We start from the raw sequence: 26,205 nt of genomic DNA on the forward strand, positions 1-26,205 counted from the left end.
GCTTGGCCCCCCGTGCCGGTCAGGCGCTTTCGCGCACGACCAGTTCGGGGGCCATGATCGTTGATGGGGTTTCCACGCCGGCGATGCGCTGGGTCAAGAGGTCGACCATCGCGCGCGCGCCGCCAGCGATATCCTGGCGCACGGTGGTAAGCTGCGGCACGGTCTGCGTGGCGATCGGCACATCGTCAAACCCGGTCACGGCCACATCGTGGGGCACACGCACGCCACGCTCGTGCAGCAGGCGCAACGTGGTCATCGCGATCACGTCAGACGCGCAGACGATGCCGTCGATCTGGCCAGCGAACTGCTCAAGGTGCCCGGCCACCTGTTCGGGGATTTCCTCGTTGGACAGATGGGTCGAGCACGCCACGAGCGGCGTGGCCCCCGCGCATGCCGCCACGGCATCCTGCGCCCCGGCCAGGCGATCGGCGATTTCCGGCGCGCCGGTATCGCCAAAGAACACGAGCTTGCGCTTGCCCTGGTCGAGCAGGCGCTGCGCCGCCAGGCGGCCGCCCAGGCGGTTGTCGGTGCCCACGGTGCAATGGATCTGCCCGTCACGGTGGCTGCCCCACACTACCATCGGCAGATAGCGTTCTGCCACCCGCTCGATCGCCTCCATCTGGTTGGACTGGCCGATCACTAGGGCGCCATCGAGCATGCCGGAATCGACGATGCGATCCAGCCATTCGTCATCGCCCGGGATCACGCGCGACAGCATCAGGTCGTGCCCGCTTTCCGTCAGCGCATCGGCCAAGTGCCCAAACAGCGTCATGAAAAACGGATCGGAAATGTGTTGGCGGCGCTCGTGGCCGAGCGGGATGACCACGCCGATCACGCCGGTGCGCTGCGTGCGCAGGCGGCGGGCCATCTGGTTGGGCCGGAACCCGTGCTCGCGGGCGATGGCCTGGATGCGCTCGCGCGTTTCGGCGTTGACCAGGCTCTTGCCGGCCAGCGCGCGCGAAACAGTGCCGGCCGAAACACCGGCCATGCGCGCAAGTTCCGCAATGTTGCGGATCCTGGGTTTGCTTGCCTCTCTTACGGTCTTTTCGTTGGACGTTTCGGTCATGGCCACGCTTTTAGCTGGGGGAACCCTGAAAGCAAGGTGGAGCAGGCAACTTAAAGCCCTGCAACGCCGGGCTTCGAGGCGGTGGGTGATGCAGCGATGCCACAGCCCGAGGCAAAGTGATAGCTGAAGATGCAATCCATTGCATAGCGTGCAAATGTGCATTGCAAACGATTGTAGTGGTGCGTATCAGGCTATTTATCGATTCCCGCTCCGCATGTGGGAACGTGTTCATGGGAGAGTACCTGATGAAGCCGTCCGCTTTTCTGTCGTGCGCGTCGCTCGCCGCCGTTGCCGGTGCGCTGATTGCCACGCCCGCCCTGGCGCAGGATGCCCAGCCGGCCGCGACCCCCGCCGATGACGCCGCCGATGTCGCCCCGATCGTGGTGACCGCCGCTGCCGGCGGCAAGTCTGCCCAGCTTTCGTCGATCTCGGTGTCGCAGATCAACCAGGAAGCGGTCACCAACTTCACCCCGCGTTCGCAGGCCGAAGTGCTGCGCACGATCCCCGGCCTCAACGTGCAGGACACCGCCGGCCCGGGTGGCAACGCCAACATCGGCGTGCGCGGCATCCCGGTTTCCACCGGCGGTTCGGAATATGTCGGCCTTCAGGAAGATGGCCTGCCGGTCACCCTGTTCGGCGATATCCAGTTCGGCAACAACGACTACTGGGTGCGCTTTGACAACAACGTGAACCGCGTGGAAGCGGTGCGCGGTGGTTCGGCCTCCACCTTCTCCAGCCAGGCGCCCGGCGCGGTCATCAACTACGTGTCCAAGACCGGCGAGCATGACGGCGGCGAAATCGGCCTGAGCCAGGCGCTCAACTATCGCGAAACCCGCGTCGATTTCGATTACGGCGGCCACCTGTCCGACAGCGTGCGCTTCCACCTGGGCGGCTATGCGATCGATGGCAACGGCCCGACGCACCTGCCGTACAAGGCGCAGAGCGGCTATCAGATCAAGGGCAACATCACCAAGGACTTTGACGACGGCAAGGGCTACATCCGTTTCAACTTCAAGCGGTTGGATGACAAGGAGCCGACGTTCACCTCGATGCCCAGCCTGGTGACGCTCTCGGGCAACAAGATCACCGGTTACAGCACGTTCGATGGTGTCGACGCGCGCAAGTATGCCTCCACCGGCATCTACAACCAGAACTTCCAGATCCTCGATGCCAACGGCAACGTGCGCACCGTGGCGATGGAAGGCATTCACCCGGTCGCCACCGCGCTGGGCGGCGAATTCCACTACGAATTCACCCCGGCCTTCACCGTGACCGACAAGGCCCGCTGGACCTCGATGAGCGGCACCTTTGCCAACCAGTGGACCGGTGAAGCCACCGCTGCCTCTCTCGCGGGTCTGGGCACGCTGCGCTATGCTGCCGGCCCCAACGCCGGCCAAGTCTATAACGGCCGCTTCGTCAGCAACAGCGCGCAGGCTTATGTCGACATGAAGGATGTCGGCAGCCTGGTGAACGACCTGACGTTCAGCGGCAAGTTCGACGTGGGTGACGGCGCCAAGGTCAAGGCCAACGCCGGTTGGTTCCACATGCGCCAGACGGTGGCGATGGATTGGCGCATCAACAACGCCACGCAGACCCTCAACGGTTCGAGCAACCCCGTGCCGCTCGACCTGTTCGATGCTGCCGGCAACCAGCTGACCGCGCAGGGCCTGACCGGCTTCAACAACCAGTGGGGCGGCTGCTGCGGCGGGCGTTCGTATGACGTCAGCTACACCGACGATGCGCTGTATGGTCAGCTCGAAGGCCAGGTTGGCCACCTCAACCTCGACGGCAGCGTGCGCTATGACAGCGTGAAGGCATCGGGTGCGGCCTATGCGCCGCAGGCCGTGGGCAACGTGACGGTTACCGACGCGCTCGGCTCGGCCTCGATCCCGGCCTACAACACCAAGTCCACCCCGGACAACGTGTTGAACTACACCAAGGGCTATGTCAGCTGGTCGTTCGGCGCGCTCTATGAAGTGAGCAACGACACCAGCGTGTTCGTGCGCGTCAGCCGCGGTGGCCGCTTCAACGCCGATCGCCTGCTGTACAACAACGCCAATTTCACGGCCGATGGCAAGCTGACGGCCGGTGGCGATCACCTGTCGGTCAACTATGTCAGCCAGCAGGAACTGGGCCTCAAGCAGCGCGGCAATGTGGGCGGCGGTCGCTACCACGCCGAAGTCACGCTCTATCGGGCGCAGGTGAAGGAAAGCAATTACGACTTCACCGCTCCTTCGCGCGGCGAAAGCCCGTTCATCGACGCGATCTACCACTCCTATGGCGTGGAAGCCTCGGGCGGCGTGTCGGCGGGCCACTTCTCGCTCGACGGCTATGTGGTCTATACCCACGCCGAAAACGTCGGCACCAAGACCACCCCGGTCGCCATGCCGAAGTGGACCTGGCTGGTTTCGCCCAGCTATGACGCGGGCGTTGCCGCCATCGGCTTCTCGGCCAGCGGCCAGTCCAACTTCCTGGTTTCGGGTGGCTATACCGCGCCGGGCCGCACGTTTGTGAACGGCTTCGTCAAGGTTCGCCCGGCCGACAAGCTGGAAGTGAGCTTCAACGTCAACAACCTGTTCAACACGCTCGGCTACCGCGCCAACAACGGTTCGATCGCCGTGGGCCCGGGTACGGCCGGCCTGTCTGCCAACCAGGCGATCTTCGACAACAGCGCCATGCTGGGCCGCACGATGAGCGCTTCGGTTCGTTACAAGTTCTGATCCACGGGAGGGCGGCCGGGGCATTCCCGGCCGCCTTTTTTGTGACAGATAAACAGCAAAAAGCCCGGCAAGGTCAGACCTTGCCGGGCTTTTTGTGCGCGCTTTATGGTGGGCGAGATCAGCCCGGCAGGGCCACGTCCAGCGCCTGGCAGCCCAGCGCGATCGCGCCGGTGATGCCGGCATCGTCGCCCAGGCCTGGCGTGACGATGTAGGTTTCCAGCCCAGCATCGAGGCGCGGGTGGCTGACATAGCCGTTGAGCTTGGCTTCGGTCTGGCGGCGAACCGATTCCACCAGGCCCGGCGCCTTCATCACGCCGCCGCCGAAAATCAGGCGATCGGGCATGTGCAGCAGCACCAGGCTTGCCGCGAGGTGCGCGATATAGCCGCCGATCAGATCGATCGCCGCGCTGTCACCGGCCAGTTGGTCCAGGCTCTTGCCCCAGCGCTTTTCGATCGCCGGACCCGATGCCAGGCCTTCCAGGCAATCACCGTGGTAGGGGCACGATCCTGCGAACGGATCAAGCGTGCGGTCGTGCGGGGGCAGGATATGCCCGCTTTCAAAGTGGGAAATGCCCATCAGCGAGCGGCCATGGCTGACCACGCCGGTGCCCACGCCGGTGCCGATAGTGGTATAGGCCAGCGTGCGGCAACCCTGGCCCGCGCCCTTCATCCATTCGCCCAGGCAGGCCCCGTTCACATCGGTATCGACCACGATCGGCGCGCCGAAGCTGCCCAGCACATCGTGGAAACGCGCGCCCTGCCAGCCCGGCTTGGGCGTGGTGGTGAACGTGCCATAAGTGGGCGAGGTGGGATCGATGTCGATCGGGCCGAAGCTGGCAACGCCAAAGGCGGCGACGGGGCCATGCTCTTCCTGCGCGGCGGCAAAGAAATCGGCCAGCGCGGGGAAGCAGGTTTCGGGCGTTTGCGTGGGAATGCGCGTGCGCGCCAGGATTTCGCCTTCCGGGGTGGCGAGTGCGGCGATGAACTTGGTTCCGCCTGCCTCGATCGCACCGATCAGGGGGGCACCGTTGAGCGGGGCAGCAGGCATTATTTCTCCCTTTGGATCGCACAAATCGGACGGTCCTTGAAGGCGTGATGCCAGTATGGTCAACCTCTTTGCAATCGAATTATCACGAAAACGGCGCGATCATGCGCGCGGCAGGAAATTGCGCGCGCTACCATGGCCAGGCATGGAAACGTGCTTGGCAGTGCCCACCCCGCTTGCATACTTATGCGACGTGCATCGCGCCGCATGAGCGACTAGGGCAAGCATCGACAAGGACCCAACCCAAGGGGTCGCACGTTGCCATGCAAGCGCGCACGGCATTCGTGTTGCGAAAGATAAGGAGATCCGCCGATGGCCGACAGCAGTTGTTCTGCGCTTTTGCTCTTTGGCGCAACCGGCGACCTTTCCCGCCGGATGCTGTTGCCCTCGCTCTATGCCCTGCATGAAGACGGGTTGATCGATCCGGGCCTGCGCATTGTCGGCACCGCACGCTCGGAACACACCGACGCTGATTTCCGCGATTTTGCCCACGCCGCGCTCGATGAATTCCTGCCGGAAGACCGCAAGGACGAGACCAAGCTGGCCAGTTTTCTGGCGCGCCTGGAATACCAGACGCTCGACGCATCGAACGTCGATGGCTTTGCCGATCTGGCTACCAAGCTGGGCGATACCAGCTGCGGCCTGTCGATCTTCCTGTCGACCGCGCCCGCGCTGTTCGAGCCGACGATCGAGGGCCTGCGTCGCGCTGGCCTGGCGCATGACAACGTGCGCATCGGCCTGGAAAAGCCGCTGGGCAATGATCTGGCCTCCAGCCGCCGCATCAACGATGCTGTTGCCGGGGCCTTTGCCGAAGACCAGATCTTCCGCATCGATCACTACCTGGGCAAGGAAACCGTGCAGAACCTGATGGCGCTGCGCTTTGCCAACATGATGTTCGAGCCGCAGTGGAACGCCGGCAATATCGATCACGTGCAGATCACCGTCAGCGAAACCGTAGGCCTGGAAGGGCGCAAGGGTTTCTACGACGATACTGGCGCCCTGCGCGACATGGTGCAGAACCACATGCTCCAGCTGCTCGCGCTGATCGCGATGGAGCCGCCGCGCGATTTCGATGCCACCTCGATCCGCGATGAAAAGGTCAAGGTTCTGCGCGCACTGCGCACGGTGAAGGCCGAGGAGATGGTGCGCGGGCAGTATCGTGCCGGGGCGGTGAAGGGCGGTGGGGTGGCTGGCTACCAGGAAGACCTGGGCGAGCCGTCGGACACCGAAACCTTCGTGGCGATCAAGGCGCATGTCGACAACTGGCGCTGGCAGGGCGTGCCGTTCTACCTGCGCACCGGCAAGCGTCTGGCCGAACGTCGGTCGGAAATCGTGGTGCAGTTCAAGCAGGTGCCACACAACATCTTCTCGGGCCGGGGCGGCAAGTTGCAGGCCAATCGCATGGTCATCCGCCTGCAGCCGGAAGAATACGTGCGACTTCAGGTCATGGCCAAGGAGCCGGGGCTCGATCGCGGCGGGGTGGTGCTGCGCGAGGTCAACCTCGATCTCTCGCTGACCCAGGCGTTTGCCAAGGCGCGGCGTCGCATTGCCTATGAACGCCTGCTGCTCGACCTGATCGAGGGCGAACAGACGCTGTTCGTGCGCCGTGACGAGGTGGAAGCGCAGTGGCGCTGGGTCGATGCGATCCGCGCGGTCTGGGCCGGTGGTGATATGGAGTGCAAGCCCTATGCCGCTGGCAGCTGGGGCCCCAACGCGGCCATCGCCCTGACCGAGCGCGACGGGAGAAGCTGGAATGACTGAGACCGCCAACCCGCGCGTGCGGTGGGCCAAGCCTGGCGATGCTGCCGCCGTGGCCGATCGCATCGCCACCGAACTGGCGCGTCCGGGTGAAAAGCGCCTGGCGATGACCGGCGGCTCCACCCCGCTCAAGGTCTTTGCCCTGCTCAAGGATCGCGGGCTCGATTGGTCGGGCGCCACCCTGGCGCTGACCGACGATCGCCGCGTGCCCGACGATCATCCCGCCAGCAATTTCGGCAAGCTTTACGGCGCGCTGGGTGACAGCGGTGCCAGGTTCGAACGCCTGGAAGAGGGCGCTGCAGTGGCGCCGTTCGACCTGGTGTGGCTGGGCATGGGCGAGGATGGCCACGTCGCCTCGCTGTTTCCGACCATGCAGGCGTTGGTCCGCCCCGGCGCCACGGTGATTGCCACCACGCCGATCCCGCTGCCGCCCGAGGCACCGTTCGATCGACTGACGCTGACCGCGCGGGCGCTCAAGGCCACCAAGGAAGTGATCCTGGTCGTGACCGGCGCATCGAAGAAGGCGCTGATCGAAGACGTGCTGGCGGGCAACGCCGATTACCCTGTTTCCGATTTCCTGCGCGGCAGCGATGGCCCGCCGGTTACCATCTATTGGAGCGAATGATGGCCCTTCATCCTACCGTGGCCAAGGTCACCGATCGTATCGTGGCACGCAGCCGCGATACCCGCGCCGCCTATCTCGATCTCATCGATCGCGCGCGCGAGGCAGGCGTCAACCGCCCCAAGCTGACCTGCGGCAACCTGGCCCATGGCTTTGCCGCCGCCGGGGATGACAAGCTGGCGCTGCGCGATGGCAAGGCGCTGAACATCGGCATCGTCAGCGCGTTCAACGACATGCTTTCGGCGCACCAGCCCTATGGTCGTTATCCCGAACAGATCAAGGTTTTCGCCCGCGAAGTGGGCGCTACGGCGCAGGTGGCGGGCGGCGTTCCGGCGATGTGCGACGGGGTGACGCAGGGCCAGGATTCGATGGAACTGTCGCTGTTCAGCCGCGACACCATCGCGATGAGCACCGCGGTGGGCCTGTCGCACGGCATGTTCGAGGCGGCGCTGTTCCTGGGCATCTGCGACAAGATCGTGCCTGGCCTGATCATCGGCGGCCTGCGCTTTGGCCATCTGCCCACGATCCTGGTCCCGTCGGGCCCGATGCCTACGGGCCTGGCCAACAAGGAAAAGGTGCGCATTCGCCAGCTCTATGCCGAAGGCAAGGTTGGCCGCGACGAACTGCTCGAATCCGAAAGCGCAAGCTATCACTCGGCCGGCACCTGCACGTTCTATGGCACGGCCAATTCCAACCAGATGATGATGGAAATGATGGGCCTGCACATGCCCGGTTCCAGCTTCGTCCTGCCCGGCACCAAGCTGCGCCAGGAACTGACCCGCGCCGCCGTGCACCGCGCCGCGCAGATCAGCTGGGATGGCGATGACTATCGCCCGCTGGGCCATTGCGTGGATGAAAAGGCCATCGTCAATGCCGTGGTCGGCCTGCTGGCCACGGGTGGTTCGACCAACCACGTCATCCACATTCCGGCCATGGCGCGCGCCGCAGGCGTGCAGATCGACTGGGACGACATGGACGAGCTGTCGCGCGTGGTGCCGCTGATCGCCAGCGTCTATCCCAATGGCGCGGGCGATGTGAACTATTTCCACGCCGCCGGTGGCATGCCCTATGTCATCCGCGAACTGCTCGACAACGGGCTGGCCCATGCCGACATCCGCACTGTCTATGGCGCTTCGCTTGCCGATGGCGCGCAGGAACCGGTCATGGATGGCGACACGCTCACGTGGAGCCCCGCCCCGGTCAAGAGCGGGGATGACAGCATGCTGCGCCCGGTCACCGCGCCGTTCCAGCCTGAAGGCGGCCTGCGCCTGCTACAGGGCAATCTGGGCCGTGGCACGATCAAGGTCAGCGCGGTGGATGCGTCGCGCTGGACGATCGAGGCGCCCGCGCGCGTCTTTGCCGACCAGAACGACGTGCTCAAGGCGTTCAAGGCCGGCGAACTCGAACGCGATGTGATCGTGGTCGTGCGTTTCCAGGGCCCGGCCGCCAATGGCATGCCCGAACTGCACAAGCTGACGCCGCCGCTCGGCGTGTTGCAGGATCGCGGTTTCCGCGTGGCATTGGTCACCGATGGGCGCATGTCGGGCGCATCGGGCAAGGTGCCAGCGGCAATCCACGTCTCGCCCGAAGCCAAGCTGGGCGGCCCGCTCGCCAAGCTGCGCGATGGCGATATCGTGCGCGTCTGTGCGCAGACGGGCGAACTGGTGGCGCTGGTCGATGCTGATGAATGGGCTGCGCGTGAAGACGTGGTGGCCCCGCCCGAGGCGATGGGCGTGGGCCGCGAGCTGTTTGCCCTGATGCGCCACTATTCCGATCCGGCCGAGCGCGGCGGATCGGCCATGTTGGCCGCTGCAGGCCTGTAACGTCCGGCATTCGGGGGAGAGGATATCATGGAACTCGTAGCCGTAGACATCGGCGGTACGCACGCGCGCTTTGCCTTGGCCACCGTGGAAGGTGGCCGGGTTACGCATCTGGGCGAGGCCGTCACACTCAAGACGGCCGAACATGCCAGCTTCCAGCTGGCGTGGGAGGAATTTGCCCGCCAGAACGGTGGCGCGGTGCCCAAGGCCTGCGCCATAGCCGTGGCGGGGCCGGTAGGGGGCGAGGTGATCAAGTTCACCAACAACCCGTGGATCATCCGGCCGGCGCTGATCCCGGAAAAGCTGGGCGCCGAACGCTATGTCGTGGTCAACGATTTCGCCGCCGTCGCCCATGCCGTGGCGCAGGCCGGCGAAGAACACTTCATCCACCTGTCTGGCCCCGACGTGTCGCTGCCCGATCATGGCGTATTCAGCGTCGTCGGGCCGGGCACCGGGCTGGGCGTGGCCCAGTTGTGGCGCCATGCGCATGGCTATCAAGTGCAGCCCACCGAAGGCGGACATATCGATTATGCCCCGCTCGACGGGATAGAGGACGCGGTGCTCGCCCGCCTGCGCAAGCGTCATCGCCGCGTTTCAGTAGAGCGCGTGGTGGCGGGGCCTGGCATCGTCGATATCTATGAAACGCTGGCGCTGATCGAGGGCGCGCCGTTCATCCCGCGTGACGACAAGGCGATCTGGACGCTGGGCAGCAGCGGCGAAGACAGCCTGGCCGCCGCCGCGATCGATCGCTTCTGCCTGAGCCTGGGCAGCGTGGCGGGCGACCTGGCGCTGGCCCATGGTGCCTCGGCCGTGGTCATGGCTGGCGGGCTTGGCCTTCGCATCAAGGATTGCCTGGTGCGGTCTGGCTTTGCCGAGCGATTCCGCGCCAAGGGGCGGTTCGAGCAGATCATGGCGCAGATGCCGGTCAAGCTGATCACCCATCCGCAGCCGGGCCTGTTTGGCGCAGCTGCCGCCTTTGCCCAGGCCAACAAGGACTGATCGGGCCACCGGCCGCCTTGCACATGCGGGGCGGCCGGGGCACAATTGGCCCATGCATGTTATTCACGATCCCGCCAGCGAGCCCGAAGAAACGATTGCCTTCAGCGATTTCCTGAAAGTGGACATCCGCATCGGCACCGTGCTTTCCGCTGAAGACCTGGTTGGCGCACGCAAACCCTCGATCAAGCTGGTGATCGATTTTGGCCCCGGCGTGGGGCACAAGAAAAGCTGCGCGCAAGTGGCCGCGCTGTATGATCCGGCCAGCCTGGTCGGCCGCCAGGTCGCCGCCGTGGTCAACTTCCCGCCGCGCCAGGTGGGCAAGGCGATTTCCGAAGTGCTCACGCTCGGTTTTGCCGATGCCGAAGGCCGCGTGGTGCTGGCGAGCCCCGAACGCCCCGTGCCCAACGGCGCCCGCTTGCTATGACCGCGCCCACGATCTGGACGATCGGCTATGAGCAGGCGACGCTCGATGCCGTGATCGGCACGCTCAAAGCCGCCGGCGTCGACGTGCTGGCCGACGTGCGCGCCCTGCCGCTGTCGCGCCGGCCCGGCTTTTCCAAGACCGCGCTGGCCGGAGCGCTGGCGCAGGCTGGCATCCAGTATGTGCATTTCAAGGCGTTGGGCACGCCTGCGGACGGCCGCGCCGCCGCACGCGCGCATGATCACGCGGCGCTGGAACGCATCTATGCCGGCCAACTCGAACTGCCCGAGGCGATGGCTGCTGGGGCGCACCTGCATGCCCTGGCCACGGAAAAGCGCGTTGCCCTGTTATGCTATGAACGCGCCGCGCACGAATGCCACCGCACTTTGCTGCGCGAAGCGATGCTGCCAGAGTTTGCCGCGGTCGATCTGGTGCCGGACGTAGTCTGAGGCATCGCCCCTCCACCAGCCTGCGGCTGGTCCCCCTCCCCACAAGTGGGGAGGACCTTCAAGATCCTCCCCACTTGTGGGGAGGGGGACCGCCGCGTAGCGGTGGTGGAGGGGGCGCTTAGCGCGCCAGTTCCTCGTCAAGGAACGCTGCCACATCCGCCAGGTCCACATCCTTGGCCAGGAACGTCTGGCCAATGCCGCGCATCAGCAGGAAGGGCAGGGTGCCCGCGTCCATCTTCTTGTCGTGGAGCATGTGATTCTTGAGCGTCTGCCCGTCGCAATTCATGTCCAGCCCCTTGAGCGAAGCCGGCAGGCCCACAGCAGCGATATGCGCGGCCACGCGCTCGGCATCCTGTCCGCTCATCAGGCCGATCCGCGCGGAATAGCGCGCGGCCAGGATCATGCCCAGCGCCACGCCTTCGCCGTGCAGCAGGCGATCGGAAAAGCCGGTCTGCGCCTCAAGCGCATGGCCAAACGTGTGACCCAGATTGAGCAGGGCGCGCACGCCCGTGGTTTCCTTTTCGTCGGCCGCCACGATCCGCGCCTTGGCTGCCACGCTGCGGGCGATGGCGTGCTCGCGCGCCTCAGCCTCGCCGGCCAGCAGGCGGGCGGCGTTGGCCTCGCACCAGAAGAAGAATTCGAGATCGTCGATCAGTCCGTATTTCACCACTTCGGCATAGCCGGCGCGCACATCGCGTAAGGGCAGGGTATCGAGGCTGAGGGGATCGGCCAGCACCAGGCTGGGCTGGTGGAACGCGCCCACCAGGTTCTTGCCCATGGCCGTGTTGATCGCGGTCTTACCGCCAACGCTGGAATCGACCTGCGCCAGCAGCGTGGTGGGCATCTGGATAAAGCCGCAGCCGCGCTTGACCATCGAGGCGGCAAAGCCGGTCAGATCGCCGATCACGCCGCCGCCCAGCGCCACCACGTTGTCCTTGCGCTCGATCTCCAGGCCCAGCAGCCAATCGACCACACGCACCAGGCTGTCCCAGGATTTGGTCGCTTCTCCGGCCGGCAGCACCAGCCACTGGCTGGCGATGCCCTGCGCGGCAAAGCTGGCCGTCACCGTCTCGCGCCAGGCGGCGGCGACGTTTTCGTCGGTGATCACCGCGACGCTGTCCTTGCGCACGAACGGGCGGCACAGCGCGCCAGCGCGGGCGAGGGCGCCTTCTTCGATCACCACGTCATAGGGGGCGCCGGCAATGGCGACGGGGATTACAGCCATGCGTCAATCGCTTTCAGGATGCGGTTTGCCGTCACGCCGTGGGGCAGGTTGCCGCTGGTGATATGGATTGCCGCCTGCTCATAGGCGGCGCGCCGGTCCTCGCGCAGGCGGGAAAGGATCTCGCGCGGGTTGCCGCCGCGCAGCAGCGGGCGGTTGTCCTTGCGGCCCACGCGCTCCACCAGCGTGTCGATATCGCTGTCGAGCCAGACCGACACCGCCTTGTCGAGAATCAGCCGCCGCGTATCGGGATCGACAAAGGCGCCGCCGCCGGTGGCCAGGATCTTGCGCCGCGTTGGCGTGGCGCCGTCGAGCAGGCGTGCGATGACCCGGCGCTCGCCGCTGCGGAAATAGGGTTCGCCATAGGTGGCAAAGATTTCGGGGATCGGCATCTGCGCCGCGCGCTCTATCTCTTCGTCGGCATCAACGAACGGCACGTCGAGCAGGCTGGCCAGCTTGCGGCCCACCGTGGTCTTGCCCACGCCCATCATGCCTACCAGCACCACCGGCCGATCGATCCGGCGGCCAATGCGGGCGATTTCCGCCATGGATAAGAGGGCGCTTTCGTGGTCCATTGCCGCGCCGCCTATACTTGCGCTAGGGCCAAGCGCAAGCGCCGTGGCAGCGAGGCAACGTGAACAATCAGGGTTCGATGCAAAGTGGCAAGGGTGACGGGCGCGGGCCGGAAAATCGGCCGCCGCTTTCCGCTGGTGGATTCGCGCCGTTTCAGGGGCTGCCCTGGCTGGCGATCGGCGGTGGCTTGGTGGCGGCCGTGATCGTGGCCCTGGTTATGCTGGCCTGGATGCTGGGCGGGCCACGCCAGACCGCTTGGGTGGAACAGCCCGTTGCCGTGCCCAGTAATGCCAGCTCGGCCCATTCGGAAAGCAAGCCATGAAACCGCGCCTTTTCCGCCATGCCCTGCTCGGCTGCGTTGCCATTGCCGGGATGACCGGCGCGCTGCTGGCGCAGGAATCGCTGCTGCCGCCCGGTTTTGACAAGCCGGCGGCGCAGCCCGCACGCCCGCAGCCGGCCAAGGCCAAGCCCGCGGCAGCACCTGCCGCCGCCAAGGCGGCTCCCGCGCCGGCCAAGCCGGCCGCGACCCCGGCGGCGCCTGCGGCCGTTGCGTCACCGGTGATCCAGCCGCTTCCGCTGGATGAGAATGCCGATGTGACCGGCAGTAGCGGCCCGGCCGATCCGCTCGATTCGATCGATCCCGGCACGCTCGATGCGCTGATCGCCAAGGCCCAGCCCAAGTACGATATTCCGCCCAGTACCCAGCGCAGCCTGGCGCGGGTCGGAGTGATCGACCAGGTCGATGGCGGGTTTCCGGCCAAGTCCACGCATTATCTCAACGGCCCGTTCGTGGAGCAGTTGCTCAACCACATGCGCGGGCCGATGGTGTCGCGCTGGGGGCATATCCTGGTGCGCCGCGCGCTGATGAGCCGCATGGATACCCCGGTGGGCATGAACGGCGCCGATTGGGCCGCCCTGCGCGCTGCGCTGCTGCTGCGCATGGGTGAGGCTGATCCCGCGCGCGCCATGGTGCAGTCGGTCGACAGCGGCTTTTTTACGCCGGGCCTGGAAGACGCCGCGATGGGGGCGTTCCTGGCTACGGCCGACCCGGTCGGGCTGTGCCCGATCACCGCGCTTACCGCCGCAGGGCGGCAGGGCATGCAGTGGGACCTGACCCGCGCGATCTGTTCCGGCTTTACCGGCGATGGGCCGCCGGCGATGGCACAGCTTGATCGCCTGATGCGCCGCGGCGGCACCGACAAGATTGATATTCTGCTGGCGCAGAAGCTGGCCGGCGCCACCTCTGCCACGCGCCGCGCGGTCAACATCGAATGGAAGGATGTCGATCAACTCACCCCGTGGCGCACCGGCATGGCCTTTGCAGTCGGCATCGAACCGCCGCAGAACCTGCGCGAGCAGGCCTGGGCCGATTACGCGGTGCTGGCGGTGCGTGCGCCCATGCTGCCGCTGCCGGCACGCTGCGCTGCAGCCGATGTGGCGGCGGGCCGGGGCATCCTGTCGAGCGCGGCGATGGTTGACCTCTACAGCCAGCTTGCCGAAATCAACGCCCAGGACGGGGCCGACCAGGACAAGACCTGGGGCCCGCTGGCCGACAAGCTGCGCACCGCCTATACCGCTCCTGAGGCCGCAGACCGCTTGGCCGCGATCAAGGCGCTGTGGGGTTCGGCCGACAATCCCGATCGGGCCTATTCGCGCCTGGTGCTCACGGCTTATGCCGCCGCGCGCATGCTGCCCAGCCCCGATCTGGCAGGCGATGCCGGGGGCCTGATTGCCTCGATGTTGACCGCTGGCCTCGATGCCAATGCCGCGCGGTGGAGCGGTGTCGTCGCCGTGGGCAGTGAACCCTGGGGCCTCATTGCCCTGTCCGCCCCGGCCAAAAGCACGGCGATCGGCAACGCCGCGCTGGAATCCTTCCAGAGCGGCGATGACAGCAGCGGCGCGCTGCGTTCGCAGTTCCTGCTGGCCGGGCTGATGGGCCTGGGCCGGGTGGACGATGCCACGGCCAATGCCTTTGCCGGCAAGCTCAAGATCAACATGGGCCGGCAAACGCGCTGGACCCGCGCCATCGATGATGCCGCCCAATCCGACAATCCCGCGCTGGTCGCGCTGCTCGCCGGCTTTGGCATGCAGGCGCAAAGCTGGGACAAGATGACGGCGGTGCATCTCTATCACATCGTTTCGGCGCTGCGCCGCGTCGGCCTGGATGGCGAGGCGCGGATGATCGCCGCCGAAGCGGTGGCGCGGGTGTGAAGGCACGGTTGTGACCAGGCGCGGCGCCGGCCCGGCCTCTCCGGCGGTGGCGGCGTTCCTGGCGATGATGGCGGCCGAACGCGGCGCCGCTGCCAATACCCTGGCCGCCTATGCGCGCGATCTTGCCGGCGCGGAAAGCGTGGTCGGCGATCTGCTTGCCGCCGATGTCGAGGCGCTGACCGGCCTGGCGCAAACCTGGGCCGAACTTGCCCCGGCCAGCCAGGCGCGCAAGATTTCGGCGCTGCGCCAGTTCATGGCCTTTGCCCAGGACGAAGGCCTGCGGGCCGATGATCCCAGCACCGCGCTGGTGCGGCCACGCTCCCGGCGGCCGCTGCCACGCCTGCTCGATCATGCGGAAATCGGGCGGTTCCTGGAAACGGCAGAGGCCGATGCGGCCACCGGCACGCCCGAGGGTGTGCGGCTGCTGGCACTGGTCGAACTGCTCTATGGTTCTGGCCTGCGCGCCACCGAGCTGGTCTCGCTGCCACTGGCGGCACTACCGCGCGACGTGCCGTTCCTGGCGATCACCGGCAAGGGTGGGCAACAACGCCTGGTGCCCGTGTCCACCCGGGCGCTGGCCGCCCTGCGGCGCTGGCTGGCGGTGCGACCGGGTGGTTCGCGCCACCTCTTTCCCTCGCCACGCGGCGGGCATCTGACGCGCGTTCGGCTGTTCCAACTGGTGCGCGATCTGGCGCTGCGCGCCGGAATCGATCCGGAAAAGGTCAGCCCGCACGTGCTGCGCCATGCCTTTGCCACCCATCTGCTGGAGGGCGGGGCAGACCTGCGCGTGTTGCAGACCCTGCTGGGCCATGCCGATATTGCCACCACCGAAATCTATACCCACGTGGATTCGGCCCGCCTGGTGGCGCTGGTGAACGAGAAGCACCCGCTCAGGCACCTTTGAGCTTGCGCGACCATTGACCAAACGGCCGCGTGTCCCTAGCGCAGGCGCCATGATTTCGTACCTCGAATTCGAAAAACCCGTCGCCGCCCTGGAAGCCCGCATCGCCGAACTGCGCGATACGGCTGCCGCCAGCGGTGAGCTGGATATCGCCGCCGAGATCCGTCGTCTTGAGACCAAGTCGGCCGAGCTTCTGGCCAACACCTATCGTGCGCTCTCGCCCTGGCAAAAGACCCAGGTGGCCCGCCATCCGGCGCGGCCGCACTTCCGCGACTATGTCGAGCGGATGTTCACCGGGTTCATGCCGCTGGGTGGGGACCGCCTCTATGGCGAGGATCAGGCGATCGTCGGTGGCTTTGCCCGTTTGGGCAATCGCCGCGTGATGTTGATCGGCCATGAAAAGGGCCACGATACCCAAAGCCGCATTCGCCACAATTTCGGCATGGGCAAGCCCGAAGGCTATCGCAAGGCGGTGCGCCTGATGGAAATGGCCAGCCGATTCGGCCTGCCGGTGGTCACCCTGGTCGATACCTCGGGCGCGTTTCCGGGTGTCGAGGCTGAGGAACGCGGCCAGGCCGAGGCGATTGCCCGCTCCACCGAAGCCTGCCTGGCGCTGGGCGTGCCGATGGTCGCCACGATCGTGGGCGAGGGCGGCTCAGGCGGGGCCGTGGCGCTGGCCAGTGCCGAGCGCGTGCTGATGCTCGAACACGCGGTCTATTCGGTGATTTCGCCCGAAGGCTGCGCCTCGATCCTGTGGCGCACGGCCGAAAAGGCACCCGAAGCGGCCGAGGCGATGAAAGTGACGGCGCAGGATCTGCTCTCGCTGGGCGTGATCGATCGCATCGTGCCCGAACCGGTGGGCGGCGCGCATCGCGATCCGGCCGCCACCTGCACCGCACTCGGCGCCGCGATCGGTGAAGAACTCGATCATCTTGCGGGCAAGAATGCCGATGCCCTGCGCGCCCTGCGCGCCGAACGGTTCCTGCGCATCGGCGCCTGATCCGCACAGGCCAGACATGAAAAGGCCGCCGGCACGATGCCTGGCGGCCTTTTTCGTGCCGGCCGTCTGGTGCTGCTGACAGAAAAGGGGCGGAAAAAGGCCCCCGCCTTCTTCCGCCCCTTCCTGTTGCTCACCCGGCGTGTTTCGCCGGGCGACGGCGCCTCTTAGAGGTGGCCGTCCGAAGCGTTGTTCATGTCGTTCGACACGAGGTTGAAGGTGTTGCCGAGCGAGTTGCCCAGCGCGCCCATGGCGGTGATGGCAGCAACGGCGATCAGAGCGGCGATCAGGCCGTATTCAATGGCGGTGGCGCCTTCTTCGTTGCGGAACAGGTCGCGGACGAGCTTCATAAATTCTACTCCTGAAGAGATCTTCTTTTCCCGGCCCGCCTCGGTTTTGCGTCACGCTGCGGACAATGCTGTCTCTAGGCAGTAAAACCTAAAATGCGCTTAATGCCGATTGGCCGCAGCCACCGCTGCATTGTCGATAATGTGCCAAAGACGGTAGAGTTGATTGGTAAACGCGTTGAGCCCGAAAACGATCGACAGGCCCAGTGCGCCCACCAGCAGGCCATATTCCACCAGCGTCACCGCCTCGCTTTCGCGCGCGACCCTGCGCAAGAAGTTCTTCATGTCTTGGCCCCATCCACCTGTGCATCTTTCCGCTTACCGGCACATGGCCTAAGAAACCGTTGCCGGCATGACTGGCGGTTTGCCCTTATGTTTTGCCGGATCGGATTAACCAATGTCAGCTACACTTGCCTCGCCCCTGCCGCACCAGGCATCCGCGCCGCTGCTGGTCGTCGCTGCAGCGCTGGTAGCGGGCGAGGGCAGCGAAGCCCGCCTGCTGTTGCAGCAGCGCCCGCTGGGCAAGCATCACGGCGGGCTGTGGGAGTTTCCCGGCGGCAAGGTGGAGCCAGGTGAGACGCCGGCAGCGGCCCTGGCGCGCGAGTTGGCAGAAGAGCTGGGAATTGCCGTCGATCCTGCCGATCTGGCGCCGTTGACCTTTGCCGTGCACGAGGCGGCCGCCAGCGGGCGTGATCTGGTCCTGCTGCTCTATCGCTGCCACGCCTGGCGCGGTACGCCCGTGGCCGAAGAAGGGGCGGCGCTGCAATGGGTGGATGGGGCAGCCCTGCGCAGTTTGGCCATTCCCGAAACCATGCCGCCGCTCGACATTGCACTGTGTATAACTGCACAAAATTTGCTCGGCGCCTGAACAAGGCGCTTGCCAACCTGCGCTGTGTGACATAGAGGCGCGGCTCCCCGGCACCCGTAGCTCAGCTGGATAGAGCATCAGACTACGAATCTGAGGGTCGGACGTTCGAATCGTTCCGGGTGCGCCATTCTCCTTTCAGGGGCGTGGGGCAGGGGAAGGCCTTCACTGGCCATACATGGCAGGCACCCGTAGCTCAGCTGGATAGAGCATCAGACTACGAATCTGAGGGTCGGACGTTCGAATCGTTCCGGGTGCGCCATACCTTTCCATTGGAAAGGCGCCTGCATGGGTACCCGGCAGGCACGACATTGGCAGGCACCCGTAGCTCAGCTGGATAGAGCATCAGACTACGAATCTGAGGGTCGGACGTTCGAATCGTTCCGGGTGCGCCACTCCCTTATCATCACGCTGCAGCACGATCCGCCCAAGCCGGCGCCTGTCTCGGGCGGCCGGTCGCATTGGTGTTTGCAGCCGCGGCCGCAACGCCACGATCCGGCCTGTGGTTGTGCGCGGCGCCATCCTCTTCGGCTGTCACTACGCAAACCCCGATTTGACGCACCGGGCAAATCATGCTGGCTTCGTGGCTTGTTTGGCGTGGAAAGGGCGGCGCGCATGGTGCGGCTTCCGCGTCGTTTCAGGGTGCATTGCAATGCCGCATTGCAGCGATTTTTCGTTATACTAGTATAAATCCCGAGAAACCGCGTTTTCGCTGCATCAATTGTCGTCTTGGCCGCTGTTGGCCGTTGCGCAAGGCGCGATCATGGTTCAATGGGAGAGCCGGTTTTGCGAATACGCAGAGCCTTGAGGCAGCCAGAATAAGGATATTGAGACTTGGCCAAGTCCGCCAGGCCGCGTGCCGCCAATCCCCGCTCCTCCGCCCCCAAGCCTGCTGTTGTGGCCGCGTCGGTTCCCGACGCGTCGGCCGCGCTGAGCAGTCCGGTCGAGGACGATGCCACCTTCGCTCTGCGCAGCCTTCAGCAGTCGCACGCGAACAACAAGCGCTATGATGCGTCGGACGCCGAACTGCTCAAGTTCTATGAGCAGATGGTGCTGATCCGCCGCTTCGAGGAAAAGGCGGGCCAGCTTTATGGCCTGGGCCTGATCGGCGGCTTCTGCCACCTCTATATCGGCCAGGAAGCCGTGGCGGTCGGTCTGCAGTCGGCGCTCAACGAGGGCCACGACAGCGTGATCACCGGTTATCGTGACCATGGCCACATGCTGGCCTATGGCATCGATCCCAAGGTGATCATGGCCGAATTGACCGGCCGCGGCGCGGGCATCTCGCGCGGCAAGGGCGGGTCGATGCACATGTTCTCGACCGAGCACAAGTTCTTCGGCGGCCATGGCATCGTCGGCGCGCAGGTCTCGCTGGGTGCAGGCCTGGCCTTCGGCCACAAGTATCGCGACGATGGCGGCGTGTGCATGGCCTATTTCGGCGATGGTGCGGCCAACCAGGGCCAGGTCTACGAAACCTTCAACATGGCCGCGCTGTGGAAGCTGCCGATCGTGTTCGTGGTGGAAAACAACGGCTATGCCATGGGCACCGCGGTCAAGCGCGGTTCGGCCGAAACCCATTTCTATCGCCGTGGCACGGCGTTCCGCATCCCCGGCATGCCGGTCAACGGCATGGACGTGCTCGAAGTGCGCCAGGCTGCCGAAGTGGCGCTGGAATATGTGCGCGGTGGCAATGGCCCGGTGCTGATGGAACTCAACACCTATCGCTATCGCGGCCACTCGATGTCCGACCCGGCCAAGTATCGCAGCCGTGAAGAAGTGCAGGAAATGCGCGACAAGCACGATCCGATCGAGGGCGCCAAGCAGGAACTGCTCAAGCGCGGCGTGACCGAAGAAGCGATCAAGGACATCGACAAGAAGATTCGCCAGCAGGTGGCCCAGGCCGCCGACTTTGCCGAAAGCTCGCCCGAGCCGGACATGGCAGAGCTGTATACCGACGTGCTGGTGGAGAAGTACTGAGATGGCAATTGAACTCAAGATGCCCGCCCTCTCGCCCACGATGGAAGAGGGCACGCTGGCCAAGTGGCTGGTGAAGCCCGGCGACACGGTCAAGTCTGGTGACATCCTCGCCGAAATCGAAACCGACAAGGCGACGATGGAATTCGAATCCATCGACGAAGGCACGATCGGCGAACTGCTGGTTTCCGAAGGTACCGAAGGCGTCAAGGTCGGCACCGTGATCGCCACGCTGCAGGGTGAAGACGAGCCGGCTGCGCCTGCCGCCGCGCCCGCCCCGGCGGCCGAACCGGCGCCGGCCCCCGCTGCTGATCCCAAGGCCCAGGCTGCCGCCGCGATCGCGCCCAAGCATGACGCCAAGCCTGCGGCTGATCCGGAAATCCCGGCCGGCACCACGATGGTTCCCACCACCGTGCGCGAAGCCCTGCGCGACGCCATGGCCGAGGAAATGCGCGCCGATTCCGCCGTCTTCGTGATGGGTGAGGAAGTGGCCGAATACCAGGGCGCCTACAAGGTGACCCAGGGCCTGCTCGAAGAGTTTGGCGACAAGCGCGTGATCGATACCCCGATCACCGAATATGGCTTTGCCGGCATTGGTGCGGGCGCCGCCATGGGTGGTCTCAAGCCCGTGATCGAGTTCATGACGTTCAACTTCGCCATGCAGGCGATTGACCACATCATCAACTCGGCGGCCAAGACCAACTACATGTCCGGTGGCCAGATGCGCTGCCCGATCGTGTTCCGTGGCCCCAACGGCGCCGCCGCTCGCGTCGGCGCGCAGCACAGCCAGAACTACGGCCCGTGGTACGCCGCAGTTCCCGGTCTTGTGGTCATTGCGCCCTATGACGCAGCCGATGCCAAGGGCCTGCTCAAGGCCGCGATCCGCAGCCAGGACCCGGTGGTGTTCCTGGAAAACGAACTCGTCTATGGCCGCACGTTCGATGTGCCGCAGCTTGACGATTTCGTGCTGCCGATCGGCAAGGCCCGCGTGGTGCGCGAAGGCAAGGACGTGACGATCGTCTCGTACTCGATCGGCGTGGGCTTTGCCCTCGACGCGGCGCAGCAACTGGCCGAGCAGGGCATCGATGCCGAAGTGATCGACCTGCGCACGCTGCGTCCGCTCGACAAGGAAACCGTGCTCGCCAGCCTCGCCAAGACCAACCGCATGGTCGTTGCCGAAGAAGGCTTCCCGGTCTGCTCGATCGCGTCGGAAATCATCGCCATCGCCATGGAAGAAGGCTTCGATCACCTCGATGCCCCGGTCCTGCGCGTGTGCGACGAAGACGTGCCGCTGCCTTATGCCGCCAACCTTGAAAAGGCCGCGTTGATCGACGCTGGCAAGATCGTGGCTGCGGTCAAGAAGGTCTGCTACCGCTAAGCGGTGGTGGCTGACCGGGGCGCAGGATCTCGCAGTGCATAATCCGGCAATGCAGGATCTGATCGATGGCTTGCCGCCGCTTGAACGGCTTGCGGCAAGCTATGCCCCGGCAGCCACACGCCCGCTGTGGATCGGCTATTTCGCGCTGGAACAGCGCCTGGCCGATGCCGCGCGGGATGGGCGCGACGCCATCATGATCCAGCTGCGGCTGGCATGGTGGCGCGATCGCCTGGGCGAGGATGCCGCCCGCTGGCCCAAGGGTGAACCCTTGCTGGCCATGCTTTCCCCCTGGAACCCGGCACGCCCCGCGCTTTCGGCGCTGGTCGATGGCTATGAGGCGCTGCACGTGGGCGAGGAAGGCACTGCCGCGCTTGACGAGGCCCGCGTGGGCGTGATGCTGGCGCTGGCCGGTCTGTCTGACATTGTCGATCTGGCGCCGGTGGAACTGGCCGCCCGCCAGTGGCGCGGCCTGGCGTTATCCACGCGCGGAACGGCGCCGCTGCCCCGCGCGATGCGGCCACTGGCGCTGCTACGGGGCATGGCCCTGCGCGGCGAGGGCGGCAGCCCGGCGCTGCGTTTCCTCAGTGCCTTGCGGTTGGGACTGATCGGCCGCTGATCCTGCCAAATCGGTATCGCTTGCCCCTGTGAACGTCCGCCCGGAACCGTAGAATTGCGTAAACCGGGGGGTGGACATGAACAGGACGTTGGTGGGCGCTTTGGGCGCGCTGATGCTGGTGGCTGCGGGCGTTTTCTGGTGGCAAGGCCACGCTGCCGTGCAGAAAAACCCCGCGCTTGCCGCCGTCCCCAGCAGCGCACCGTCAGCCGAGGCGAGCGAGGACGATACCCTGCCCACCGCCGATGGCGACGGATTGCAGGGACCAGCCCTGCCGCATGCCAGCGAGGCGAGCCGCGAGCAGCGCCGCTTCGACCGGTTCGACAAGGACCGCGATGGCCGCATTACCCGCAACGAACTGCTGGCCCCACGGGCCAAGGATTTCCGCAAGCTCGATGTCGACGGCAACAACCTGCTTAGCTTTGACGAATGGGCGGTGAGCACCGAGAACAAGTTCAAGAGCGCCGATGCCAACGGCGATGGCGCGTTGACCCGCGCTGAGTTCGTCACCACCAAGCAGAAAACCAAGAAGGCGTCCTGCGCCTGCAAGTGATCAGGCCAGCGCGTGTAACACCGGCTCCAGTCCATCGAGCAGAACGCCAGGCCGATCGCGCTGCGGCAGGTCGCTGGCCGATTTCATCAGGCCGGTGGTTAGGCCCACGGCCATGGCGCCAGCGCCGTTGGCCATGCGCATTTCGAGGGCGGGATCATCGCCCACCACCACCATCGCGCCCGCGGCGCTGCGCGGCAGGCCCATGATCTGGCGGGCCACGTCAAAGGCCACGCGCGATGGCTTGCCCAGGATGCGCGCTCGCTTGCCGGTCATTGCCGTGAGCATCGCATTGATGGCAAAGCTCGATCCAATCGCGCGGCCCGTGGCCGTGGCAAAGAATGGTACGTTGCTGGCGGTAAACAGCCGCGCCCCGTGCCACAGCGAATCGCAGCCGGCCTCAAGCGCGGCAAAATCGAACTCGCGGAACCATCCGGTATAGACTGCATCGACGCGCTCTGCCGGTTCCGACGGATCGATCACGTCAAGCCCGATCGCCCGCAGCGGCGCGGCGCAGCCGGCATTGCCCAGCACCCGCACCCGCCGCAACCCCTGCGCGGCAAACCACGCGGCGGCCGATGCCGATGGCGTGAGCATTTGTGCATCGTCCACCGTGAATCCGGCGTTGCGCAGCGATGCGGCATAGTCAGCCGGCGCCTTCGCCGTGCCATTGGTGAAGATCACATAGGGCGTGCCGCGCTGGCGCAGTCGCTCCAGCAGAGCCACGGCATGGGGCAGGGCCTTGTGCCCGCCGCTCTTGGCGTCGCCCAGGGCAATCGTGCCGTCCATGTCGAAGATGAAGCCGGCGGCATCGCGCAGACGCGCCACGTGATCGGGGGAAAGGACGGTCACAGGCTGGCTCCGGCATGAAGGGCGAGGCGAAAGCCGGGGCGTTCGACCACCAGGTTGCGTGCGTCGGGCTTGGCCGCCAATTGCCGCAGCAGGCTGAGTAGCGGCGCGGCCTCGGGCGTGTAGGTGGCGCGCGAGGGGCCGGCGGCCAGCATGGCATCGACCTGATCGGCGGGCATGACCGCGCGCAGCAGGAATTCCTCGTCCGGCAGGCCCTGGCCAAACTGGCGGCGCAGGTCGGCCAGGGTGGGAAACGCCGGCTCCCGCTCCAGTTCGCGCGCACGTGGCCGGTCCATGATCGTGGCCAGCACCGCCGGATCGATCGGCGAGGTGGGCTTGCCGAACTTGCCCAGGCAATAGCGGATCACCTGGTCTGAAACCTGGGCATAGCGATGGCTGCCGATCACATTGAACAGCGCCTGGTTCATGACCATCTGCGGAAACGGCGTGACCATGATGGGATAGCCCAGTTCGGCGCGTACTTGCCCGGTTTCGGCAATCACGGCCTCCATCCGGTCGGCCAGGCCCAGTTCGGTCAGTTGCCGCGCCGTGGTCGTCATTACCCCGCCGGCAATCTGGTGGCGTAGGAAACTGGCATCGAAATTCTGCGGCGCGCCCGGCGGCAGGCCTTCGGCCAGAGCCACGCGCTGCCAATAGCGGGTCAGGCGGCTGAGCGCGTCCCGGTCGATCTCCACGCTGTGGCCGGCATCCTCCAGGTTGGCGAGCATGCGGTTCGCCTCGGGCAGCGATGAGCCATCGCCACCCGGGCCCACGCCCACGTGCACGGCGCTGATGCCCAGGCGCGCTGCCTCCAGGCTGGAAAGCATGCCCTGGCCGATCGTGGTATGGGCGTGGATTTCCAGCGGCTTGGCGCCGATCACGGCCTTTACCGCCGGCACCAGCGTGCGCACCCGGTCCACCGACAACAGCCCGCCCGGGTCCTTGATATAGAACAGGTCGATATCGGGGCATTGCGCCAAGGCGCGGGCGAAATCGGCGTAGAACGCGTCGGTATGGATCGAAGACAGCGTGAAGGTGAGCGCGGCCATGACCTGCGCCCCGCCTTCCTGCTTTACCAGCCGCGCCGCTTCGATCACGGCGGGCACCTCGTGCATCGGATCGAGCAGCACGAAGCGGCCCACGCCATTGGCCTGCAGCGTGCGATAGACCACCGCCATGAAATCGGGATCGGCCTGCTGCCAGGCGATGAAACGCAGGCCCGTGGTGATGAACTGCAACGGCGTGGTCGGCATGGCGGCGGCCATGCGCCGCAGCCGTTCCCACGGGTTGTTGCGGAAATAGCGGACAGCCACCGCCATGTGGCTCGATGAGGTGAAATCCACCGCGGCAAAGCCACAGGCCTGCGTAAGCGATGCGGCCTGGAGCATGTGCGCGGTATGCAGGCCGGTGGCGCCCCACAGGCTTTGGTTGCCGTCGCGCATGGTCACATCGACAAGGCGGATCGCGGTCATGGATTGGATCCTGCAAGATTGAGGCCGGCAAGAAAGCCGGTGTCCACCCCGCCGGCGACAAAGCGCGGATCGGCCAGGATGCGGCGATGAAGCGGCGCCGTGGTCGGCAGCCCGTCGATGCTCAGGTGCTGGAGTGCCGCCGCCATGCGCGCCACGGCTTGTTCGCGCGTGGAACCATGAACGATCAGCTTGCCCAGCAGCGAATCGTAGAATGGTGGAACCTCGCCGCCGTTGGCGATGTGGCTGTCCACCCGGATGCCCGGCCCGGCCGGCCAGGCCGCGCGCGCCACCACGCCGGGCGCCGGGCGGAAATCGGCGTCGGGATCTTCGGCATTGACGCGCACCTCGATCGCATGGCCATGGGGCCGCACCATGCCTTGGGTCAGCCGCAGGGGATGGCCCATCGCCACGAGCAACTGCTGTTCCACCAGATCGACGCCGGTGATCGCCTCGGTCACCGGATGCTCCACCTGGATGCGGGCATTAAGCTCCAGGAAGTAGAACGAGAAATCGTCGGCATCGACCAGGAATTCGGCCGTACCCGCGCCGCGATAGGCGATGTGACGGGCCAGGCGCACGGCCGCATCCTCGATGGCGGCGCGGGCGGCATCGGGCATGGCCGGGGCAGGGGCTTCCTCCACCAGTTTCTGGAAGCGACGCTGGATCGAACAGTCGCGGGTGCCCAGGTGAATGGCATGCGTGCCATCGCCCAGGATCTGCACCTCGACGTGGCGTCCGCGCGCCACGAACCGTTCGACATAGACCGCAGGATTGCCAAACGATGCCTGCGCCTCCGCCCGCGCCATGGCCAGCGCCGCATCGAGGTCTTCGGCGCGGTCCACCCGGCGCATGCCCTTGCCGCCGCCGCCCGCCACCGCCTTGAGGAGCAGAGGATAGCTGGTTTCCTGCGCGCGGGCGGCCACGTCTTGCGCAGTCTCCGCCGCGCCACCGGGCAGCACGGGCAGGCCGGCTGCCAGCGCGAGTGCGCGCGCGGCGAGCTTGTCGCCCATGCCTTCCAGCGTCTGCACGGCCGGGCCGACGAAGACCATCCCGGCCTCGGCCACCGCGCGGGCAAACGCCGCGTTTTCAGAGAGGAAGCCATAGCCAGGGTGCACCGCGTCGCAGCCATGCTCCACCGCTGCTGCCACCACCCGGTCGATCGCCAGATAGCTTTGCGGCGAACTACCGGGGCCCAGCACGGCGATGGCACCAGCCAGGCGCGCCGGGAGAGATGTACGGTCTGCTTCCGAAACGCCAAGCACGGTCGCAATTCCCATGGCGTGGGCGGTGCGCAGCACGCGCAAGGCGATCTCGCCGCGATTGGCGATGAACAGGCGTTTGATCGTCATGACG

25 protein-coding genes and 3 tRNA genes are annotated in these 26,205 nt (G+C 66.0%); 19 read left to right on the top strand and 9 right to left on the bottom strand.

Annotated elements, in window-relative coordinates; genetic code table 11:
• Window positions 1-19: 19 nt before the first annotated feature.
• Entirely contained in the window at window positions 20-1,066 is a 1,047-nt protein-coding gene (locus IP65_RS05765; RefSeq protein WP_054131101.1) for a LacI family DNA-binding transcriptional regulator, read from the bottom strand.
• A 245-nt stretch (window positions 1,067-1,311) separates the two neighbouring features.
• On the opposite strand from IP65_RS05765, the gene IP65_RS05770 reads away from it, so the two are divergent.
• Entirely contained in the window at window positions 1,312-3,786 is a 2,475-nt protein-coding gene (locus tag IP65_RS05770) for a TonB-dependent receptor domain-containing protein (protein ID WP_054131102.1), read from the top strand.
• A gap of 118 nt (window positions 3,787-3,904) precedes the next feature.
• Here IP65_RS05770 and IP65_RS05775 read toward each other — a convergent pair whose 3' ends face one another.
• Window positions 3,905-4,834: an ROK family protein gene (locus tag IP65_RS05775; protein ID WP_022676385.1), complete on the bottom strand. Its 930-nt coding sequence runs from the start codon at window positions 4,832-4,834 to the stop codon at window positions 3,905-3,907.
• Window positions 4,835-5,143: 309 nt separating this feature from the next.
• Here IP65_RS05775 and zwf point away from each other — a divergent pair, with 309 nt between their 5' ends.
• Genes zwf through IP65_RS05805 form a run of 6 tightly spaced genes read left to right on the top strand, consistent with a single transcriptional unit; the run spans window position 5,144 to window position 10,900 of the window.
• Window positions 5,144-6,592, top strand: coding sequence for a glucose-6-phosphate dehydrogenase (gene zwf, locus IP65_RS05780; RefSeq protein WP_022676386.1), 1,449 nt, complete (start codon window positions 5,144-5,146; stop codon window positions 6,590-6,592).
• Window positions 6,585-7,214: a 6-phosphogluconolactonase gene (locus IP65_RS05785; RefSeq protein ID WP_022676387.1), complete on the top strand. Its 630-nt coding sequence runs from the start codon at window positions 6,585-6,587 to the stop codon at window positions 7,212-7,214. Before zwf ends, IP65_RS05785 begins: the two co-directional genes overlap by 8 nt.
• Window positions 7,211-9,034 (top strand): phosphogluconate dehydratase, encoded by a 1,824-nt coding sequence (gene edd, locus IP65_RS05790; RefSeq protein ID WP_022676388.1) that lies wholly within the window; start codon window positions 7,211-7,213, stop codon window positions 9,032-9,034. The genes IP65_RS05785 and edd overlap by 4 nt, the downstream gene beginning before the upstream one ends.
• A 27-nt stretch (window positions 9,035-9,061) precedes the next feature.
• Window positions 9,062-10,030, top strand: coding sequence for an ROK family protein (locus IP65_RS05795; protein ID WP_022676389.1), 969 nt, complete (start codon window positions 9,062-9,064; stop codon window positions 10,028-10,030).
• A 52-nt stretch (window positions 10,031-10,082) separates the two neighbouring features.
• Window positions 10,083-10,454, top strand: a complete 372-nt coding sequence (locus IP65_RS05800; protein ID WP_022676390.1) for a tRNA-binding protein — start codon at window positions 10,083-10,085, stop codon at window positions 10,452-10,454.
• Window positions 10,451-10,900 carry a DUF488 family protein gene (locus IP65_RS05805; RefSeq protein WP_022676391.1) on the top strand — a complete coding sequence of 150 codons (450 nt, stop codon included), beginning with the start codon at window positions 10,451-10,453 and terminating at the stop codon, window positions 10,898-10,900. Before IP65_RS05800 ends, IP65_RS05805 begins: the two co-directional genes overlap by 4 nt.
• Before the next feature lie 118 nt (window positions 10,901-11,018).
• Here IP65_RS05805 and aroB read toward each other — a convergent pair whose 3' ends face one another.
• Window positions 11,019-12,125 carry a 3-dehydroquinate synthase gene (gene aroB, locus IP65_RS05810; RefSeq protein WP_054131103.1) on the bottom strand — a complete coding sequence of 369 codons (1,107 nt, stop codon included), beginning with the start codon at window positions 12,123-12,125 and terminating at the stop codon, window positions 11,019-11,021.
• A complete protein-coding gene (locus IP65_RS05815; protein WP_022676393.1) occupies window positions 12,116-12,697 on the bottom strand; it encodes a shikimate kinase in 582 nt (193 codons plus the stop codon). Before IP65_RS05815 ends, aroB begins: the two co-directional genes overlap by 10 nt.
• A 59-nt stretch (window positions 12,698-12,756) precedes the next feature.
• Between IP65_RS05815 and IP65_RS05820 the strand changes: the two genes are divergently transcribed.
• Genes IP65_RS05820 through IP65_RS05835 form a run of 4 tightly spaced genes read left to right on the top strand, consistent with a single transcriptional unit; the run spans window position 12,757 to window position 16,807 of the window.
• Complete coding sequence (locus IP65_RS05820; RefSeq protein ID WP_054131104.1) at window positions 12,757-13,017, top strand: hypothetical protein; 261 nt, start codon at window positions 12,757-12,759, stop codon at window positions 13,015-13,017.
• Complete coding sequence (locus tag IP65_RS05825; protein WP_054131105.1) at window positions 13,014-14,906, top strand: hypothetical protein; 1,893 nt, start codon at window positions 13,014-13,016, stop codon at window positions 14,904-14,906. Before IP65_RS05820 ends, IP65_RS05825 begins: the two co-directional genes overlap by 4 nt.
• 10 nt (window positions 14,907-14,916) lie before the next feature.
• Window positions 14,917-15,810: a tyrosine recombinase gene (locus IP65_RS05830; RefSeq protein ID WP_255352174.1), complete on the top strand. Its 894-nt coding sequence runs from the start codon at window positions 14,917-14,919 to the stop codon at window positions 15,808-15,810.
• Between the two features lie 49 nt (window positions 15,811-15,859).
• Window positions 15,860-16,807, top strand: coding sequence for an acetyl-CoA carboxylase carboxyltransferase subunit alpha (locus IP65_RS05835; RefSeq protein WP_054131106.1), 948 nt, complete (start codon window positions 15,860-15,862; stop codon window positions 16,805-16,807).
• 164 nt (window positions 16,808-16,971) lie between these two features.
• Here the strand turns inward: IP65_RS05835 and IP65_RS05840 are convergent, their stop codons facing one another.
• Window positions 16,972-17,154: a Flp family type IVb pilin gene (locus IP65_RS05840; protein WP_022678268.1), complete on the bottom strand. Its 183-nt coding sequence runs from the start codon at window positions 17,152-17,154 to the stop codon at window positions 16,972-16,974.
• Between the two features lie 99 nt (window positions 17,155-17,253).
• Entirely contained in the window at window positions 17,254-17,436 is a 183-nt protein-coding gene (locus IP65_RS05845) for a Flp family type IVb pilin (RefSeq protein ID WP_022678269.1), read from the bottom strand.
• 112 nt (window positions 17,437-17,548) lie between these two features.
• Between IP65_RS05845 and IP65_RS05850 the strand changes: the two genes are divergently transcribed.
• The 8 genes from IP65_RS05850 to IP65_RS05885 all read left to right on the top strand — a co-directional run bounded on the left by IP65_RS05850 (window position 17,549) and on the right by IP65_RS05885 (window position 22,534).
• A complete protein-coding gene (locus tag IP65_RS05850; protein ID WP_022678270.1) occupies window positions 17,549-18,019 on the top strand; it encodes an NUDIX domain-containing protein in 471 nt (156 codons plus the stop codon).
• Between the two features lie 50 nt (window positions 18,020-18,069).
• Window positions 18,070-18,146, top strand: a tRNA-Arg gene (locus tag IP65_RS05855).
• A gap of 55 nt (window positions 18,147-18,201) precedes the next feature.
• Window positions 18,202-18,278 (top strand) — tRNA-Arg (locus tag IP65_RS05860).
• 56 nt (window positions 18,279-18,334) lie between these two features.
• Window positions 18,335-18,411 (top strand) — tRNA-Arg (locus IP65_RS05865).
• Between the two features lie 502 nt (window positions 18,412-18,913).
• A complete protein-coding gene (gene pdhA / locus IP65_RS05870; RefSeq protein WP_022678271.1) occupies window positions 18,914-19,993 on the top strand; it encodes a pyruvate dehydrogenase (acetyl-transferring) E1 component subunit alpha in 1,080 nt (359 codons plus the stop codon).
• A gap of 1 nt (window position 19,994) precedes the next feature.
• Window positions 19,995-21,368 carry a pyruvate dehydrogenase complex E1 component subunit beta gene (locus IP65_RS05875; RefSeq protein WP_054131107.1) on the top strand — a complete coding sequence of 458 codons (1,374 nt, stop codon included), beginning with the start codon at window positions 19,995-19,997 and terminating at the stop codon, window positions 21,366-21,368.
• A gap of 34 nt (window positions 21,369-21,402) precedes the next feature.
• Window positions 21,403-21,984 carry a hypothetical protein gene (locus tag IP65_RS05880; protein ID WP_156306434.1) on the top strand — a complete coding sequence of 194 codons (582 nt, stop codon included), beginning with the start codon at window positions 21,403-21,405 and terminating at the stop codon, window positions 21,982-21,984.
• A gap of 76 nt (window positions 21,985-22,060) precedes the next feature.
• Entirely contained in the window at window positions 22,061-22,534 is a 474-nt protein-coding gene (locus IP65_RS05885) for an EF-hand domain-containing protein (protein WP_022678297.1), read from the top strand.
• Here IP65_RS05885 and IP65_RS05890 read toward each other — a convergent pair whose 3' ends face one another.
• The 3 genes from IP65_RS05890 to IP65_RS05900 are packed head-to-tail and all read right to left on the bottom strand — an operon-like array spanning window position 22,535 to window position 26,201.
• A complete protein-coding gene (locus IP65_RS05890) occupies window positions 22,535-23,383 on the bottom strand; it encodes an HAD-IIA family hydrolase (RefSeq protein ID WP_231627575.1) in 849 nt (282 codons plus the stop codon).
• A complete protein-coding gene (locus IP65_RS05895) occupies window positions 23,380-24,852 on the bottom strand; it encodes a biotin carboxyl carrier protein (protein ID WP_054131109.1) in 1,473 nt (490 codons plus the stop codon). Before IP65_RS05895 ends, IP65_RS05890 begins: the two co-directional genes overlap by 4 nt.
• The gene (locus IP65_RS05900; protein ID WP_054131110.1) at window positions 24,849-26,201 is read right to left on the bottom strand and encodes an acetyl/propionyl/methylcrotonyl-CoA carboxylase subunit alpha; all 1,353 of its coding nucleotides are present in this window, start codon (window positions 26,199-26,201) and stop codon (window positions 24,849-24,851) included. The genes IP65_RS05895 and IP65_RS05900 overlap by 4 nt, the downstream gene beginning before the upstream one ends.
• Window positions 26,202-26,205: the final 4 nt, after the last annotated feature.

It is taken from the genome of Novosphingobium sp. AAP1 (assembly GCF_001295765.1).
Classification (GTDB): Bacteria; Pseudomonadota; Alphaproteobacteria; order Sphingomonadales; family Sphingomonadaceae; genus Novosphingobium; species Novosphingobium capsulatum.

Coding starts and splice junctions, on each gene's coding strand:
- IP65_RS05875 (WP_054131107.1), top strand. CDS start 19,995: ATGGCAATTGAACTCAAGATGCCCGCCCTCTCGCCCACGATGGAAGAG.
- IP65_RS05805 (WP_022676391.1), top strand. CDS start 10,451: ATGACCGCGCCCACGATCTGGACGATCGGCTATGAGCAGGCGACGCTC.
- IP65_RS05785 (WP_022676387.1), top strand. CDS start 6,585: ATGACTGAGACCGCCAACCCGCGCGTGCGGTGGGCCAAGCCTGGCGAT.
- zwf (WP_022676386.1), top strand. CDS start 5,144: ATGGCCGACAGCAGTTGTTCTGCGCTTTTGCTCTTTGGCGCAACCGGC.
- IP65_RS05795 (WP_022676389.1), top strand. CDS start 9,062: ATGGAACTCGTAGCCGTAGACATCGGCGGTACGCACGCGCGCTTTGCC.
- IP65_RS05770 (WP_054131102.1), top strand. CDS start 1,312: ATGAAGCCGTCCGCTTTTCTGTCGTGCGCGTCGCTCGCCGCCGTTGCC.
- IP65_RS05895 (WP_054131109.1), bottom strand. CDS start 24,852: ATGACCGCGATCCGCCTTGTCGATGTGACCATGCGCGACGGCAACCAA.
- IP65_RS05835 (WP_054131106.1), top strand. CDS start 15,860: ATGATTTCGTACCTCGAATTCGAAAAACCCGTCGCCGCCCTGGAAGCC.
- IP65_RS05765 (WP_054131101.1), bottom strand. CDS start 1,066: ATGACCGAAACGTCCAACGAAAAGACCGTAAGAGAGGCAAGCAAACCC.
- IP65_RS05775 (WP_022676385.1), bottom strand. CDS start 4,834: ATGCCTGCTGCCCCGCTCAACGGTGCCCCCCTGATCGGTGCGATCGAG.
- aroB (WP_054131103.1), bottom strand. CDS start 12,125: ATGGCTGTAATCCCCGTCGCCATTGCCGGCGCCCCCTATGACGTGGTG.
- IP65_RS05850 (WP_022678270.1), top strand. CDS start 17,549: ATGTCAGCTACACTTGCCTCGCCCCTGCCGCACCAGGCATCCGCGCCG.
- IP65_RS05825 (WP_054131105.1), top strand. CDS start 13,014: ATGAAACCGCGCCTTTTCCGCCATGCCCTGCTCGGCTGCGTTGCCATT.
- edd (WP_022676388.1), top strand. CDS start 7,211: ATGATGGCCCTTCATCCTACCGTGGCCAAGGTCACCGATCGTATCGTG.
- IP65_RS05840 (WP_022678268.1), bottom strand. CDS start 17,154: ATGAAGCTCGTCCGCGACCTGTTCCGCAACGAAGAAGGCGCCACCGCC.
- IP65_RS05845 (WP_022678269.1), bottom strand. CDS start 17,436: ATGAAGAACTTCTTGCGCAGGGTCGCGCGCGAAAGCGAGGCGGTGACG.
- IP65_RS05800 (WP_022676390.1), top strand. CDS start 10,083: ATGCATGTTATTCACGATCCCGCCAGCGAGCCCGAAGAAACGATTGCC.
- IP65_RS05885 (WP_022678297.1), top strand. CDS start 22,061: ATGAACAGGACGTTGGTGGGCGCTTTGGGCGCGCTGATGCTGGTGGCT.
- IP65_RS05815 (WP_022676393.1), bottom strand. CDS start 12,697: ATGGACCACGAAAGCGCCCTCTTATCCATGGCGGAAATCGCCCGCATT.
- IP65_RS05900 (WP_054131110.1), bottom strand. CDS start 26,201: ATGACGATCAAACGCCTGTTCATCGCCAATCGCGGCGAGATCGCCTTG.